At 69.3% G+C, this 14,626-nt stretch carries 11 protein-coding genes; 5 read left to right on the top strand and 6 right to left on the bottom strand.

The features are described 5' to 3' along the window. Together AUL34_RS21460 and AUL34_RS21455 are read right to left on the bottom strand one after the other, a co-directional pair. A partial coding sequence (locus tag AUL34_RS21460; RefSeq protein WP_156421056.1) for a response regulator occupies nt 1-594 on the bottom strand: 594 nt, incomplete at its 3' end. Next, nucleotides 587-3,967, bottom strand: coding sequence for an ATP-binding protein (locus AUL34_RS21455; RefSeq protein ID WP_061938741.1), 3,381 nt, complete (start codon nt 3,965-3,967; stop codon nt 587-589). The genes AUL34_RS21460 and AUL34_RS21455, both read right to left, overlap by 8 nt. Before the next feature lie 155 nt (nt 3,968-4,122). Here AUL34_RS21455 and urtA point away from each other — a divergent pair, with 155 nt between their 5' ends. The 5 genes from urtA to urtE all read left to right on the top strand — a co-directional run bounded on the left by urtA (nt 4,123) and on the right by urtE (nt 10,089). Next, nucleotides 4,123-5,427, top strand: coding sequence for an urea ABC transporter substrate-binding protein (gene urtA, locus AUL34_RS21450; RefSeq protein ID WP_061938738.1), 1,305 nt, complete (start codon nt 4,123-4,125; stop codon nt 5,425-5,427). Between the two features lie 147 nt (nt 5,428-5,574). After that, on the top strand, nt 5,575-7,224 hold the full coding sequence (gene urtB / locus AUL34_RS21445; protein ID WP_061938735.1) for an urea ABC transporter permease subunit UrtB: 1,650 nt from the start codon (nt 5,575-5,577) through the stop codon (nt 7,222-7,224). After that, nucleotides 7,221-8,381 (top strand): urea ABC transporter permease subunit UrtC, encoded by a 1,161-nt coding sequence (gene urtC, locus AUL34_RS21440; protein ID WP_061938732.1) that lies wholly within the window; start codon nt 7,221-7,223, stop codon nt 8,379-8,381. Before urtB ends, urtC begins: the two co-directional genes overlap by 4 nt. 62 nt (nt 8,382-8,443) lie before the next feature. Then, nucleotides 8,444-9,226: an urea ABC transporter ATP-binding protein UrtD gene (urtD, locus tag AUL34_RS21435; RefSeq protein WP_061938750.1), complete on the top strand. Its 783-nt coding sequence runs from the start codon at nt 8,444-8,446 to the stop codon at nt 9,224-9,226. Between the two features lie 167 nt (nt 9,227-9,393). After that, a complete protein-coding gene (gene urtE, locus AUL34_RS21430; protein WP_061938728.1) occupies nt 9,394-10,089 on the top strand; it encodes an urea ABC transporter ATP-binding subunit UrtE in 696 nt (231 codons plus the stop codon). A gap of 18 nt (nt 10,090-10,107) precedes the next feature. Here urtE and AUL34_RS21425 read toward each other — a convergent pair whose 3' ends face one another. From AUL34_RS21425 to AUL34_RS21410, 4 genes are all read right to left on the bottom strand, one after another. Continuing rightward, on the bottom strand, nt 10,108-11,490 hold the full coding sequence (locus AUL34_RS21425) for an aspartate aminotransferase family protein (RefSeq protein ID WP_061938725.1): 1,383 nt from the start codon (nt 11,488-11,490) through the stop codon (nt 10,108-10,110). A gap of 89 nt (nt 11,491-11,579) precedes the next feature. Then, nucleotides 11,580-12,362 (bottom strand): ABC transporter permease, encoded by a 783-nt coding sequence (locus AUL34_RS21420; protein ID WP_061938722.1) that lies wholly within the window; start codon nt 12,360-12,362, stop codon nt 11,580-11,582. 2 nt (nt 12,363-12,364) lie between these two features. Next, the gene (locus AUL34_RS21415; protein WP_061938720.1) at nt 12,365-13,540 is read right to left on the bottom strand and encodes an ABC transporter permease; all 1,176 of its coding nucleotides are present in this window, start codon (nt 13,538-13,540) and stop codon (nt 12,365-12,367) included. After that, nucleotides 13,537-14,595 (bottom strand): ABC transporter ATP-binding protein, encoded by a 1,059-nt coding sequence (locus tag AUL34_RS21410; RefSeq protein ID WP_061938718.1) that lies wholly within the window; start codon nt 14,593-14,595, stop codon nt 13,537-13,539. The genes AUL34_RS21415 and AUL34_RS21410 overlap by 4 nt, the downstream gene beginning before the upstream one ends. Between the last annotated feature and the right edge of the window lie 31 nt (nt 14,596-14,626).

Raw genomic sequence — 14,626 nt, 5'->3', positions numbered from 1 at the left:
GGAGGGCGCCCTTCCGGCGTCCGCCCCGCCCGCGAGCCAGTCCCGCGCGGGGGCGGGAAGGGCGGGGCCGCCGGTGCCCGGCGTCGGCTGCAGGAGCCGTGCCGCCTGGGGCGTCGCCCAGAGAAGCCGGCCGTCCGCGCCCGTCGCGAACAGAAAGCGGCCGGTCGTATCGAGCGCGGCGCGCACGCTCTGCGCGGAGCGGGCATTGTCGAGGTGGACACGGATGCGCGCGAGAAGCTCGTCCGGCACGATCGGCTTCACCACGTAGTCGACGCCGCCCGCCTCCAGTCCGCGCACCACATGCTCGGTGTCGTCGAGCCCGGTCATGAAGATCACCGGCACATGGCGCAGCGCCGGGTCCGCCTTCAGGCGACGCGTCGTCTCGAACCCGTCGATGCCCGGCATCATCGCATCCATCAGGACGATGTCGGGCGTGATCTCGGCGGCGATGGCGAGCCCCTGGTCCCCGTCCAGCGCGACGAGGACGGTCGCGCCCGTCGCCTCGATCGCATCGGTGAGAAGGCGCAGCGTGTCGGGCGAATCGTCCACCACCAGGACGATCTGGCTCTCGCCGCCGGGTCCCCGATCAGGCATCGTCCGACGCCTCCAGGATGGCGACGAAGCGCTTCCAGTCGAAGTCGCGGGCGGGCGCGCGCAAGGCGGCGACGAACCCGGCGAGCTGCGGGTCGGCGTCCAGCGCGTCCAGCTTGCGCTCGACGCCCTTGGCGAACCCGATCCGGCCGAGGCGCTTCAGCTCCGCCATGTCGGCGGCGCCGGGACGCGCGGCGGCATCGGAGACGGCGGGCGCGGGCGCGGGCGACGGCTCCTCGCGCGTCCACTCGAGAGCGAGGGTCCGGCCGATCGCCGACAGGAGCGCCTTGAGGTCCACCGGCTTGGTGAGCGCGCCCGCGATCGCCGGATCGTCCTCGGCCTCGCCGTCCGGCGCGGGCATTTCGGCAAGCGTCGCCGAGAGCATCAGGATCGCCCCGCCCTGTCCGGCGGCCCGCAGGCGGCGGGCGAGCCGCCATCCGTCCATTCCGGGCATCTGGATGTCGAGAAGGAAGAGATCGGGCCGGATCTCCGACACGAGCCGCAGCGCGGTGGCGCCGTCGGCGGCCGTCAGAACGATGAAGCCGAGCGGGCGCAACAGCTCCATCATCAACTCGCGATGCGCCTCGTCGTCGTCGGCGACGAGGATGGTGCGCCGGCTTCCCGCATAGCCGCGCGCCGGGGCCTCGGGCCGCGGCACCGCCACGCCCGCATCGCGAGACGGGCGTGGCGGTGCGGCCGAAAGCATGACGCGCACCTCGAAACGGCTGCCTTCGCCCAGGCGGCTCGACATCGAGACGTCGCCGCCCATGAGGCTGGCGAGGAGCCGCGTGATGGTGAGGCCGAGCCCGAGGCCCGGCAGCTTGCCGCGCGCAGCGTCCCCACGCTCGAACGGTTCGAAGATGCGGGCCGCTTCCGTCTCCGCGATGCCGGGGCCGGTGTCGGTCACCGACAGGATCGCCACCTGGCTGCGATAGGCGACCTCGAAGGTCACCGATCCCGCCTCGGTGTACTTCACCGCGTTGGTGAGGAGGTTGATCAGGATCTGGCGCAGGCGCTTCTCGTCGGTGCGCACGACGTCGGGCAGGCCGGCTGGCTTCACGAAGCGGAACGCGAGCCCCTTCGCCTCGGCCTGCAGGCGCACCATCTCGACGATCTGGGCGAGGAAGTCGTCGAGGCGCACGTCGGCGCGCTGGAGCGCGAGGCGCCCGGTCTCGATGCGCGAGATGTCGAGGATGCCGTCGATGAGGCCGGACAGGTGCTCGGCGGAGCGCCGGATGGTGCGGATGCCGCCCGCCTTCTCGCGCGGAATGGCGGCGTCGTCCTCCAGGAGCTGGGCATAGCCGAGGACGGCGTTGAGCGGCGTCCGGAGCTCGTGGCTCATGCCGACGACGTATCGGCTCTTGGCAAGGCTTGCCGCTTCCGCCCGCTCCTTGGCGGCCTGGAGCGCGGCGTCGGTGCGCTTGTGGGCGGCGATCTCCTTGAGCAGCAGGCTCGTCTGGCGAGCCGATTCCTCCTGCGCCACGCGCCGCGATTCCTGCGCCAGAACGAAGAACCAGGTGGCGATGCCGGCGACGATGAGGAGGATGAAGAAGGCGGCCCAGAGGGCGGCGGCGATCGTCTCGGAATCCCGGGGGCTCGCGAGCGTCGCCTGGTAGTGGATGAGGCCGAGCACCAGCGACAGGACGGCCGCCAGAAGGCCGAGGCCGCCGAGGTAGCGGCCGGTGCGCGAATCGACACGGGCGAGGAGGGGTTGGGGCAGGGTCGCCCTCGCCAGCGCCGAGGCTTGCGCGGCAAAGCGCGCATGCGGCTTGCAGAGATCGTGGCAGCGTGCGTCGAGCGAGCAGCAGAGCGAGCAGATCGGCGCGGCATAGGCCGGGCAATGGGCCATGTCCTCGGGCTCGAACGGGAGTTCGCAGACCCGGCAGGTGATCGCCTTGCGTTTCGCCCATTCGGCCCGCGGCTTGCGGGCGAGATAGAAGCGTCCGCCCGTCCCCCAGGCGATGAGAGGCGCCGTGAGAAGCGCCGTGCCGAGCGCCACGAAGGCCGACAGCGCCTGCGCCATCTCTCCGAAGACCCCGGCGAAGGCGAGCATCGACAGGAGCGTCGCCAGCCCCATGGAGCCGAGGCCGACCGGATTGAGGTCGTAGAGATGGGCGCGCTTGAACTCGATGCCGGGCGGAGAGAGGCCGAGCGGCTTGTTGATCGCGAGATCCGCCACGATCGCGCCGAGCCAGGCGACCGCGACATTGGCGAAGAGGCCGAAGGTCGCCTCCAGCGCGCGGTAGATGCCGAGCTCCATCAGAAGAAGCGCGATCGCCACGTTGAAGACCAGCCAGACCACGCGGCCGGGATGGGAGTGGGTGAGGCGCGAAAAGAAGTTCGACCAGGCGAGCGAGCCCGCATAGGCGTTCATCACGTTGATCTTGAGCTGGCTCACCACCACGAAGGCGGCGGTGAGCAGGAGCACCGCCGTTCCGTTCGGCACGACGAAGCCGAAGGCCGCCTCGTACATGTAAGCGGGCTCGGCCGCGTGCTCGGGCGAGACGCCGGAACGTAGCGCGAGGACCGCGAGGAACGAACCGAACAGGAGTTTCGGCGCCCCCAGCACGATCCAGCCGGGCCCGGCGGCGAAGAGCGAGAGCCACCAGTTCCAGCGCTTGCGATGCCCGTTGCCGGGCAGGAAGCGCAGGATGTCCACCTGCTCGCCGATCTGCGGCATCAGGGCGAGGATCACCGAACATGCGGCGCCGAACTGGAGGAGGTCGAAGCCGCCGCCCGTCGCCTCCAGGCCCGGAAACGCCATCCAGGCCTCCACCGAGCCCCAGTCCTGCGCGAGGATGAAGCCGACGGGCAGGAGGTTGAGGCCGATCCAGAGCGGCTGCGTCCAAAGCTGGAAGCGGCTGATCCAGGTGACGCCGTGGGTGACAAGCGGGATCACCGCGACGGCCGAGACGATGTAGCCGATCCAGAGCGGCAGGCCGAAGGCGAGCTCCAGCGCCGCCGTCATGATCGAGGCCTCCACCGCGAAGAGGATGAAGGTGAAGCTCGCATAGATCAGCGAGGTGACGGTCGAGCCGATATAGCCGAAGCCCGCGCCGCGCGTCAGGAGATCGATGTCGACGCCGTGGCGCGCGGCGTAGACGCTGATCGGGATGCCGGTCAGGAACAGGATCACGGTGGCGGCGAGGATCGCGGCCACCGCGTTGGCGAAGCCGAAGGAGAGGGTAATCGCCCCGCCGACGGCCTCGAGCGCCAGGAACGAGATCGCGCCGATCGCGGTCTGCGAGACGCGCGCGGCCGTCCAGCGCCGCGCCGACTTCGCCGTGAAGCGCAGCGCGTAGTCCTCGAGCGTCTGGTTGGCGACCCAGCGGTTGTATTCGCGCCGGACGGGAAGGATGCGCTGGCGTCCGTTCATTCCGGCCCTTGAGCGGTTCGCGTGTCCCCCGATCCTATGCGCGCCCGCCTGCCGGCCGTCTACGTCATTTGACGTATGTCCCCGCGCGACGGCCCGGCCGATGGTTCGCCTCGTGCGGCGGGGGTGCCGCGAACCATTCACGAGGGGACGAACCCATGCGAGTTTCGACGAAGGCCGGCTGGCTGCTCGGTGCCTACGCCGCCACCACGTTCGCGGCGGGCCTCGCCGCGCAGGCGCAGGAGGAGACGATCAAGGTCGGCATCCTTCATTCGCTGTCGGGCACGATGGCGATCTCGGAGACGACGCTGAAGGACGCCATGCTCATGCTCATCGACGAGCAGAACAAAAAGGGCGGCGTCCTCGGCAAGAAGCTGGAAGCGGTGGTGGTCGACCCGGCTTCCGACTGGCCGCTCTTCGCCGAGCGCGCCCGCGGCCTGATCGCGCAGGACAAGGTGGCGGCCGTGTTCGGCTGCTGGACGAGCGTGTCGCGCAAGTCCGTGCTGCCGGTCTTCAAGGAGCTGAACTCGATCCTCTTCTACCCCGTCCAGTACGAGGGCGAGGAATCCGAGCGCAACGTGTTCTACACGGGCGCCGCTCCCAACCAGCAGGCGATCCCGGCCGTCGACTACCTCATGAACGAGGGCGTCGAGCGCTGGGTGCTGGAGGGCACCGACTACGTCTACCCCCGCACCACCAACAAGATTCTCGAAGCCTACCTCAAGTCCAAGGGCGTCGCCCCGCAAGATATCAAGGTCAACTACACGCCCTTCGGCTTCTCCGACTGGCAGACCGAGGTCTCCCAGATCAAGGAGTTCGGCGGCGCCGGCAAGAAGACTGCCGTCGTCTCCACCGTCAACGGCGACGCCAACGTGCCGTTCTACAAGGAACTCGCCAACCAAGGCGTCGCGGCCTCCGACATTCCGGTCGTCGCCTTCTCGGTGGGCGAAGAAGAGCTCGCCGGCATCGACACGAAGCCGCTGGTCGGCCACCTCGCGGCCTGGAACTACTTCCAGTCGGTCGACACGCCGGAGAACGAGGCGTTCATCACGAAGTGGCGTGAGTTCACCAAGGACGACAAGCGCGTCACCAACGACCCGATGGAAGCCCATTATATCGGCTTCAACATGTGGGTGAAGGCGGTCGAGGCCGCCGGCACGACGGACACCGACCAGGTGATCGACGCGATGGTCGGCGTTTCGGTGCCCAACCTCACCGGCGGCTTCTCCTCGATGGGCGCCAACCACCACATCACCAAGCCGGTGCTGATCGGCGAGATCCAAGAGGACGGCCAGTTCGAGGTGGTGAACGAGACGGCGGGCCTCGTGCTCGGCGACGAGTGGTCCGACTACCTGCCGGAATCCAAGCCCCTCATCGCCGACTGGCGCGCCCCGATGTCCTGCGGAAACTTCAACACCGAGACCGGCAAGTGCGGCGGCGCGGGAGCTGCGGCCTCCAACTGACCGCACGGGGGAAGGGGCTGTCCCGGCGGCTCCTTCCCGCTCCTGCGCCTCGCCCGGTCGTTCCCGGGCGAGGCGTCCTGCCCTTCGCCTTCCCCCCGACGTCTTCGACCGGCGCCTCGACGCGCCCCGTGGTCAGGAGCGCCTTCGATGCCCGATCCCTTCCGCCGCCTTCGTGCCGCGCGATGCGTGCTCGCCGCCCTGGCCCTGGTTGCCGCGGCGCTTCTCGCCCCGCTCCCCGCCGCGTTCGCGCAAACCGCCGACCCCGCGGCGCTCATCCAGTCCTTCGGCGGCAAGAAGAGCTTCGAGGAGACCGAGGCGACGATCCGTGCACTCGCCGCCACCGGCGATCCGGCGGTGGCGCCGGCGCTCCAGGCGCTCGGCGACGGCAATCTCTATCATGAGAAGGACGGCGGCCGGGTCGTGATCGGGACGCCCGCCGGTTCGCAGATCGCGGTCAGCGACCCCCTCACCGGCGAGGCGCTGGGAGAGCGGGCGAAGGGCGCGCTCGACAAGGTGCGCGTTAAGAACTCCATTCGTACGCTGGTCGCCTCCTCCATGGGCGCGCTGACGCTTGGCTCCGACGATCCGGCGCAGCGCCTGTCCGCCGCGAGCGCCCTGTTCGAGCGGGCAAGCCCCGACCAGATCGACATGCTGGACGCCGCGATCACGCGCGAGAGCGATCCGGCGATCGATACGGCGCTGGAGGAGGCCCGCGCCGCCGCCGTGCTGCGCTCCGACCGTCCGGCAGCCGCGAAGCTCGAAGCCCTCTCATGGATCACGGCCAGGGGCGACCGTCCGGCACTGAACATCCTGCGTGCCGCGGCCTCCGACACCGATGCCGCCGTCGCCGCGGCCGCCGCCAAGGGCGCCGCTACCGTGGAGGGCACGATCGCCCTCTGGGGCCATGCGCAGACCGTCTGGTACGGGCTGTCGCTCGGCTCGGTGCTGCTGCTCGCCGCGATCGGCCTCGCCATCACCTTCGGCGTCATGGGCGTCATCAACATGGCGCATGGCGAGATGGTGATGCTCGGCGCCTACACGACCTTCGTGGTGCAGCAGGCGATGCGCGACCATGCGCCGGAATGGCTCGACTACTCGCTCGCGCTCGCGCTGCCGCTCGCCTTCCTCGTGTCGGGCACGGTTGGGCTCGTCATGGAGCGCGGCATCATCCGCTTCCTCTACGGGCGCCCCTTGGAGACGCTGCTCGCGACCTTCGGTGTCTCGCTCATCCTGCAGCAGGCCATCCGCATGATTTTCGGGCCGACCAACCGCGAGGTGTCGAACCCCACGTGGATGTCGGGCTCCTTCGACATCGGCCAGATGGCCGTGACCTGGAACCGGCTCTGGATCATCGTCTTCGCGCTGGCCGTCTTCGCGGCGCTGCTGTTCGTCCTCAACCGGACCTCGGCGGGGCTGAAGATGCGGGCCGTCACGCAAAACCGGCGCATGGCCGCCGCCATGGGCATCCGCACGCCGATGGTGGACGCGCTGACCTTCGCGCTGGGGTCCGGCATCGCCGGCATGGCGGGCGTTGCGCTCTCCCAGGTCGACAACGTCTCGCCGGACTTGGGCCAGGGCTACATCATCGACAGCTTCATGGTGGTGGTGTTCGGCGGGGTCGGAAACCTCTGGGGCACGCTCGTCGGCGCCTTCAGCCTAGGGATCGTCAACAAGCTCCTCGAGCCCTATGCCGGCGCCGTGCTCGGCAAGATCGTGGTGCTCGTCCTCATCATCCTCTTCATCCAGAAACGGCCGCGCGGCCTCTTCGCCCTCAAGGGAAGGTTCGTGGACGCATGATCACCGCTCGGCTTCTCGGACCCCGCGCCGTCTGGCTGGCGCTCGCCCTTCTGGCCTTGGCGATCCTCGTGCCGGTCCTCAATCTCGCGCTTGCGCCGACACATCCGCTCCACGTGCCCGACCACCTCGTGCCGCTCTTCGGCAAGTACCTCGCCTATGCGCTGCTCGCGCTCAGCCTCGACCTCGTCTGGGGCTATGTCGGCATCCTGTCGCTCGGCCACGGCGCCTTCTTCGCGCTCGGGGCCTATGCGTGCGGCATGTACCTGATGCGCCAGATCGGGTCGCGCGGCGTCTACGGCAACCCCGACCTTCCGGACTTCATGGTGTTCCTGAACTACCGGGAGCTGCCCTGGTTCTGGCATGGCTTCGACCAGTTCTGGTTCGCCGCCCTCATGGTGGTCCTCGTACCGGGGCTCCTCGCCTTCCTGTTCGGCTACTTCGCCTTCCGCAGCCGAGTGACGGGCGTTTATCTCTCGATCATCACGCAGGCGCTGACCTACGCGCTGCTTCTCGCCTTCTTCCGCAACGACATGGGCTTCGGCGGCAACAACGGCCTCACTGACTTCAAGGAGATCCTGGGCTTCCCGATCCAGGCCGCTGCGACGCGGGCCGGGCTCTTCGCGGCGACCGCGCTGGCGCTCGCCGCCGGCGTCCTCGTGGTCGCCGCCGTGACGCGCTCCAAGCTCGGGGCGCTGATGGTGGCGGTGCGCGACGCGGAAGGGCGCACGCGCTTCCTCGGCTGGCGTGCCGAGCACGTGAAGCTCTTCGCCTTCACGCTGTCGGCCATGATGGCGGGCGTCGCCGGCGCGCTCTACGTGCCGCAGGTCGGCATCGTGAACCCCGGCGAGTTCGCGCCGCTCAACTCGATCGAGGTCGTCGTGTGGACGGCGGTCGGCGGGCGCGCGACGATCCTCGGGCCGGTGATCGGGGCGGTGCTCGTCAACGGGGGCAAGAGCTACTTCACGGCCGCCGCGCCCGACGCCTGGCTCTTCATCCTCGGCGGGCTCTTCGTCTTCGTCACCCTGTTCCTGCCACGCGGCATCGTCGGAACCTTTGACCACGGCTGGCGCGCGCTCAAGGAACGCCGCCGTGCCGCGCGCGCCGAAAAGGGCGTCGACACCGGCCTCGGCGACACTGCCGCCAACCCCGCGGAGTGACGACGATGCTGCAGGACAACACGGCCCCCGCCCGCATCTCACCCCATCCCTTCGCCACCCAGATGGCCGAGCGCCGGGCGGCCGAGGATCGGCTCCGCCCGCCGCGCGGAGAGACGCTGCTCTACCTCAACGGCGTCTCGAAGACGTTCGACGGCTTCAAGGCGATCAACGACCTGTCGCTCGTGGTCGCGCGCGGCGAGATGCGCGCCATCATCGGCCCGAACGGCGCCGGCAAGACCACGATGATGGACATCATCACCGGCAAGACGCGGCCCGACACGGGCGACGTCTACTTCGCCGGCTCGACCGATCTCACACGCCATGACGAGGCCGAGATCGCCTCGATGGGGATCGGACGCAAGTTCCAGAAGCCGACGGTCTTCGAGGGCCACACGGTAGAGGACAACCTACGCCTTGCGCTCTCGGGCAGCCGCTCGATCTTCGCGGCGCTCCTGCACAAGCGGACTGAGACGGAAAACACGCGGATCGACGAGATCCTCGCGACCGTGCGCCTCACAGACAAGCGCGGAGCGTCCGCCGCCGACCTCAGCCACGGCCAGAAGCAGTGGCTGGAGATCGGCATGCTGCTCGCGCAGGATCCCGAACTCCTCCTCGTCGACGAGCCCGTCGCCGGCATGACCGACGCCGAGACCGAAGAGACGGCGCGGCTGCTGCGCGAGATCGCGCAAACGCGCTCGGTGGTCGTGGTCGAGCACGACATGCATTTCGTGCGCATGCTCGGCGTCAAGGTCACGTGCCTCCACGAGGGCCACGTGCTCGCCGAGGGGCCGCTCGACGCCGTCTCGGCCGACCCGCGCGTCATCGAAGTCTATCTGGGGCGCTAGCGCCCTTTCGAACGGCCGGTCGGGGCGGTCCGGCGGGTCCTTTTCCGCCTCCGGAGCGTCCCCGATGCTTGCCGATGCCGCCGCCATCGACTGCGCTCGGCTCCTCCCGAACGACGAAAAATCCCGCGCCGGCTCTCCGCCGCCGGCCATTCGAAAGGGCGCTGATCATGCTGGAAGTCTCGAACGTCGATCTCTACTACGGCGCGGCGCAGGCACTGCGCGGCGTTTCGCTGGAGGCGAAGGCCGGCGAGATCACCTGCGTCCTCGGGCGCAACGGGGTGGGCAAGACGAGCCTGATGCGGGCGGTGGTCGGCCAGCAGCCGATCCGGCGCGGCACGATCCAGCTCGGCGGCGAGGATCTCGGATCGAGCGCCCCTTACGCGCGGGCGCGCGCCGGCATCGGCTTCGTGCCGCAGGGGCGCGAGGTGTTCCCGCTCCTGACCGTGAAGGAAAACCTTCAGACCGGCTTCGCGCCGGTGAAGCGCGGCGACCGCTCGATTCCCGAACACGTGTTCGAGCTCTTCCCCGTGCTGAAGACCATGCTCGGTCGGCGCGGCGGCGACCTCTCGGGCGGCCAGCAGCAGCAGCTGGCGATCGGGCGCGCGCTCGTCACGCGCCCGCGCCTCCTCGTGCTCGACGAGCCGACGGAGGGCATCCAGCCCTCGATCATCAAGGACATCGGCCGGGCCATCCGCTACCTGAAGGAGGAAGCCGGCATAGCGGTCCTCCTGGTGGAGCAGTATCTCGACTTTTGCCGCGAGCTCGCCGATCGGGTCTATATCCTCGACCGCGGCCGGATCGTGTTCGCGGGCGTCGGCGCCGATCTCGACGACCCGGAAGTGCGCCGACACCTCATGGTGTGAGGCGGCGACGCCTCAGGGTCAGATCAGCCCCTCGGCATGCGCCGCATCCGTCAGGCGGGTGAGCGTGCGGCCCATGCGGGTCATGATCTCCGCGACGTCGTCTTCCGTGACGATCATCGGCGGGCAGAGCGCCAGCTGGTCGCCGATCGCGCGGAAGATCAGGCCCTCCTCGTGCCCGATCGCCGACGCCATGCGGCCCGCAACGCCCACCGTCTCGAACGGCCGCTTCGTCGCCTTGTCGGCGACGAGCTCCAGCGCGCCGATGAGGCCGTCGCCGCGGGCCTCGCCCACCATCGGGTGGTCGGCGAAGGCCCGGAGGCCCGCCTGGAACGGTGCTTCGAGCCGCGCCGCGTTGCCGGCCCAGTCCTGCTCTTCCATGATCTTGAGGTTCTCCAGCCCCACCGCCGTCGCCACCGGATGGCCGGACGCCGTAAAGCCGTGGCCGAAGACGCCGACCTTGGCCGAGTTGTCGGCGATCGGGCCGTAGACGTCGTCGGAGATCATCACGGCGGCGAGCGGCATGTAGGAGGAGGTGATCTGCTTCGACAGTGTCATGATGTCGGGCGTGAAGCCGTATTTCTGGCACCCGAACGGCGTGCCGAGCCGCCCGAAGCCGCAGATCACCTCGTCGGCGACGAGGAGGATGTCGTTGGCGCGGCAGATGCGCTCGACGCCCTCCCAGTAGCCGGCGGGCGGCGGCATCACGCCGCCGGCGGCCATCAGCGGCTCGCCGATGAAGGCGGCGATCGTCTCGGCGCCCTCCTCCGCGATTACGGCTTCGAGTTCGGCGAGAAGGCGCTCGGTGAACACGGCCTCGCTCTCGCCCTCCTGCCCGAAGCGGTAGAAGTGCGGGCAGGTGAGGTGGCGCACCGGGATCGCCGGCAGGTCGAAGTCGCGGTGGTTGACGGGAAGGCCCGTCAGCGAGCCCGACGCGATGGTGATGCCGTGATAGGCCTTGGTGCGGGCGAGGAACTTCTTCTTCTCCGGCCGGCCCATCGCGTTGGAGCGATACCAGACCATCTTGACGATCGTATCGTTGGCTTCCGACCCCGACGAGGTGAAGAAGGCGCGCGTCAGCGGTTCGGGGGTGATCTCGGCGAGCTTCTCGGCGAGGCGAATGGAGGGCTCGTTCGCCTTGGAGGTGAACGTGTGGTAATAGGGCAGCTTCAGCATCTGGCTGTAGGCCGCGTCCGCCAGCCGCTTCTGCGAGAAGCCGGCGCCGACCGACCAGAGCCCGGCCAGCCCCTCGATATACTCCTTTCCCTTGTCGTCGTAGACGCGGATGCCCTCGCCGCGCGCAATCACCAACGGGCCGTTCTCTTCATGGGCCCGCAGGTTGGTGTTCGGGTGCAGCGTGTGCGCCATGTCCGCGGCGGCCAAGCTGTTCGAGAGCGTGTCCATGGATAAGCCTCGTTTCCTGTCTCCGGCCGGCGCGTCGGGCGCCGCCGGATGGTTTCACGTGTGACAACAGCGCCTCGGCGCCGGATCGGTCAAGCCGCGGCGGCGCGCTTGCGGCGGTTCATCAGGGCGGCGAGCGCCGCAAGCAGCAGCGTGCCGACGATCAGCACGAAGGCGGCCGCTGCAATCGCCGGCGAGATGTTCTCGCGGATCGAGGAGAACATCTGCCGGGCGAGCGTGCGCTGGTTGGGGCCGGCGACGAAGAGGGTGAGCACCACCTCGTCGAGCGAGGTCGCGAAGGCGAAGACCGCGCCGGTGACGACGCCGGGCAGGGCCAGCGGCAGCGTCACGCGCCGGAACACGGTGGCGGGCGAGGCCCCGAGGCTCGCCGCCGCGCGCTCGACCCGCCGGTCGATGCCCTGGAGCGCTGTGGAGACGCTGAGGACCACGAAGGGGACGCAGAGCACAGTGTGCGCCAGGATCACCCCGCCATAGGTCGAGGTGAGGCCGAGGCCGCCCAGCGAGATCTGCAGGCCGACGCCGAGCACCACGGCCGGCACCACCATGGGCAGGAGGAAGAAGGTGCGCAGGACGTTGGGAAAGGGGATCAGCCCGTTGCGAAGGCCGAGCGCCGCGAGCGTGCCGAGCACCACCGACAGGGCGGTCGCGCCCGAACCGATGATCAGGCTGTTGACGATGGACAGACGCCAGGCGTCGGCGCGGGCGAGTTCGGCGAACCAGCGGAGGGAGAAGGACGGGATGGGGTAGTTCAGGAAGATGCCGCCGGTGAAGGCAAGCGGCAGGATGGCGACGAGCGGCGCCAGCAGGAACAGGACGGCGAGCGTTCCGAAGAGGGCCTGGGTGGGCTTCAACATGGTCAAGCCCCCAGCGGCGAGCCGGAGCGCGAGAGCCGGCCGTAGACGAGATAGAGGACGGTGGTGACCACGAGGAGGATGAGGCCGAGCGCCCCGGCCATGCCCCAGTTCGCGGTCTGGAGGGCATAGAAGGCGATGATCGAGGAGATCATCTGGTCGTTCGGGCCACCGACGAGGGCCGGCGTGATGTAGTAGCCGATCGCCACCATGAAGACGAGGAGGCACCCCGAGAGGATGCCCGGCATGGCGAGCGGCAGGAGGATGCGGCGGAAGGCGGCAAACGGCGGCGCGCCCATGGAGGCGGCGGCCGGCATCAAGGTCTTCGGGATGGCGTTCACCACCGAATAGATCGGCAGCACCATGAAGGGCAGGAGGACGTGCGTCATCGCGACGACGACGCCGGTGCGGTTGAAGATGAGGGGGAGGGGACCGTCCGTCAGGCCGATCGCCTGCAGCGCGCCATTGATGACGCCCTGGTCCTGCAGGAGGATGAACCAGGCGGCGGTGCGCACGAGAAGCGAGGTCCAGAGCGGCAGAAGGACGGCCATCATCAGGACGTTGCGCTTCCAGCCGGTGGTCGCCGCCATCAGCATCGCATAAGGCAGGCCGATCGCCAGGCAGCAGAGCGTGATCGTCGCCGCGATCAGGAAGGTGCGGGTGATGATGAGGCGGTTAGCGGACGCACCGGCGGGAAGGCTCTCGATCGCGCCGGCGTCGTTGCGCGTGAGGTCGACGGAGGCCAGGAGATTGCGGTCGGTATAGGCGGAGGCCGCCGAGCGGATCGCGGTCCAGAAGGCGGGGTCGGTCCAGCGCCTGTCGAGGGCTCCGAGATCGACCGGCTGGCCGTTCGCGTCTTTCGCCGCGCGCTGCGTCTTCGGGATCAGGGTGCGAAAGCCCGACACGTCGCTGTTGAGCCGGCGCACCGCCGCCCCGAGGCCGATGGCATCGGCCTCCGCGAGGTCGGCGACGAGCGCGGCCTGCGTCTCCGCGTCCGGCACGCCTTCGCCGCTCCACGACGAGATGGCGGCGGCTGTCCGGGGCAGGACGGAGCCGACGGCGGGGTCGCGCACCGACACCGACACCATCGTCCAGAGCGGCCAGAGGAAGAACACCGCGAGGAACAGGAAGAGCGGCGCGATCAGGCCCGCGCTGCGCAAGGTGGAGCCGGCGCGCCTCATGCCGGAAACACCGCGACGTCGGCGGGATCCACCGTGACATGGGCCGGTCCGCCGAGCGCGGGGGCCCCGAGGCGGCGCTCGGCGCGCGCGATGAGGCGCAGGGGCCCGCGCGACAGGTGCAGCCGCAGGTGGTCGCCCTGGTAGACGACATCGTCCACCCGTGTCTCGATCGAGCCGAGCCGGGGATCGTCGTGGAGATGAAGGCGCTCGGGGCGAACCGAGGTCATCACGACGCTGCCCTGCCGGAAGGTCGGACCGGGGCCGGCGCGAAGTTCCGGGCCGCCCTCCAGCGTCAGAACCGTGCCTGCGGCATCGGAGGCGGCGACGGTGGCGTTCAGGAGATTGGTCTCGCCGATGAACTGGGCGACGAAGGCGTTCTCGGGGTGGTCGTAGACGGCGGTCGCCGTGCCGATCTGCGAGATCCGGCCCTTGTCGAAGATGGCGATGCGGTTCGACATGGTCAGCGCCTCGCCCTGGTCGTGGGTGACGAAGACCACGGTGAGGCCGAGACGGCGGTGAAGCTCGCGGATCTCGAGCTGCATCTCCTCGCGCAGCTGCTTGTCGAGCGCGCCGAGCGGCTCGTCCATCAGCACGACCTTCGGCTCGAAGACGAGGGCGCGGGTGAGGGCCACGCGCTGCTGCTGGCCGCCCGAGAGCTGGTCGGGGCGCCGGTCGCCGAGATGCCCGAGGCGCACGCGCTCCAAGCCCTGTCTGACCCGTTCGCCGATCTCGGCCTTGCCGAGGCCCCGCATCTGCAGGGGGAAGGCGACGTTCTCGGCGATCGTCATGTGCGGAAAGAGGGCATAGTTCTGGAACACGACGCCGATGCCGCGCCGGTGCGGCGGCAGGTCCTCGATGCGCTCGCCGTCCATCAGGATCGTGCCCGAGGATGCGTTCTCAAAGCCGGCCAGCATCATCAGGATCGTGGTCTTGCCCGAACCCGATGGGCCGAGCAGCGACAGGAATTCCCCCTTCTCCACTTCGAGATCGAGATTCTCGACGACCCGCGTCTGGCCGAAGGATTTCGACACGTCCTGGAAATGGATGAAGGGCATCGGGCCTCGTCGGAACCGTTAGGCGGGAGAG

Source organism: Aureimonas sp. AU22 (assembly GCF_001463745.1).
In the GTDB taxonomy this organism is placed as follows: Bacteria; Pseudomonadota; Alphaproteobacteria; order Rhizobiales; family Rhizobiaceae; genus Aureimonas.
Note: the sequence above shows the minus strand (reverse complement) of the source record. Positions and strands in the feature narration are given on the sequence as shown.

Excerpts from the sequence above, each read along its gene's own strand:
- AUL34_RS21455 (WP_061938741.1), bottom strand. The coding sequence starts at position 3,967 with ATGAACGGACGCCAGCGCATCCTTCCCGTCCGGCGCGAATACAACCGC.
- urtA (WP_061938738.1), top strand. The coding sequence starts at position 4,123 with ATGCGAGTTTCGACGAAGGCCGGCTGGCTGCTCGGTGCCTACGCCGCC.
- urtB (WP_061938735.1), top strand. The coding sequence starts at position 5,575 with ATGCCCGATCCCTTCCGCCGCCTTCGTGCCGCGCGATGCGTGCTCGCC.
- urtC (WP_061938732.1), top strand. The coding sequence starts at position 7,221 with ATGATCACCGCTCGGCTTCTCGGACCCCGCGCCGTCTGGCTGGCGCTC.
- urtD (WP_061938750.1), top strand. The coding sequence starts at position 8,444 with ATGGCCGAGCGCCGGGCGGCCGAGGATCGGCTCCGCCCGCCGCGCGGA.
- urtE (WP_061938728.1), top strand. The coding sequence starts at position 9,394 with ATGCTGGAAGTCTCGAACGTCGATCTCTACTACGGCGCGGCGCAGGCA.
- AUL34_RS21425 (WP_061938725.1), bottom strand. The coding sequence starts at position 11,490 with ATGGACACGCTCTCGAACAGCTTGGCCGCCGCGGACATGGCGCACACG.
- AUL34_RS21420 (WP_061938722.1), bottom strand. The coding sequence starts at position 12,362 with ATGTTGAAGCCCACCCAGGCCCTCTTCGGAACGCTCGCCGTCCTGTTC.
- AUL34_RS21415 (WP_061938720.1), bottom strand. The coding sequence starts at position 13,540 with ATGAGGCGCGCCGGCTCCACCTTGCGCAGCGCGGGCCTGATCGCGCCG.
- AUL34_RS21410 (WP_061938718.1), bottom strand. The coding sequence starts at position 14,595 with ATGCCCTTCATCCATTTCCAGGACGTGTCGAAATCCTTCGGCCAGACG.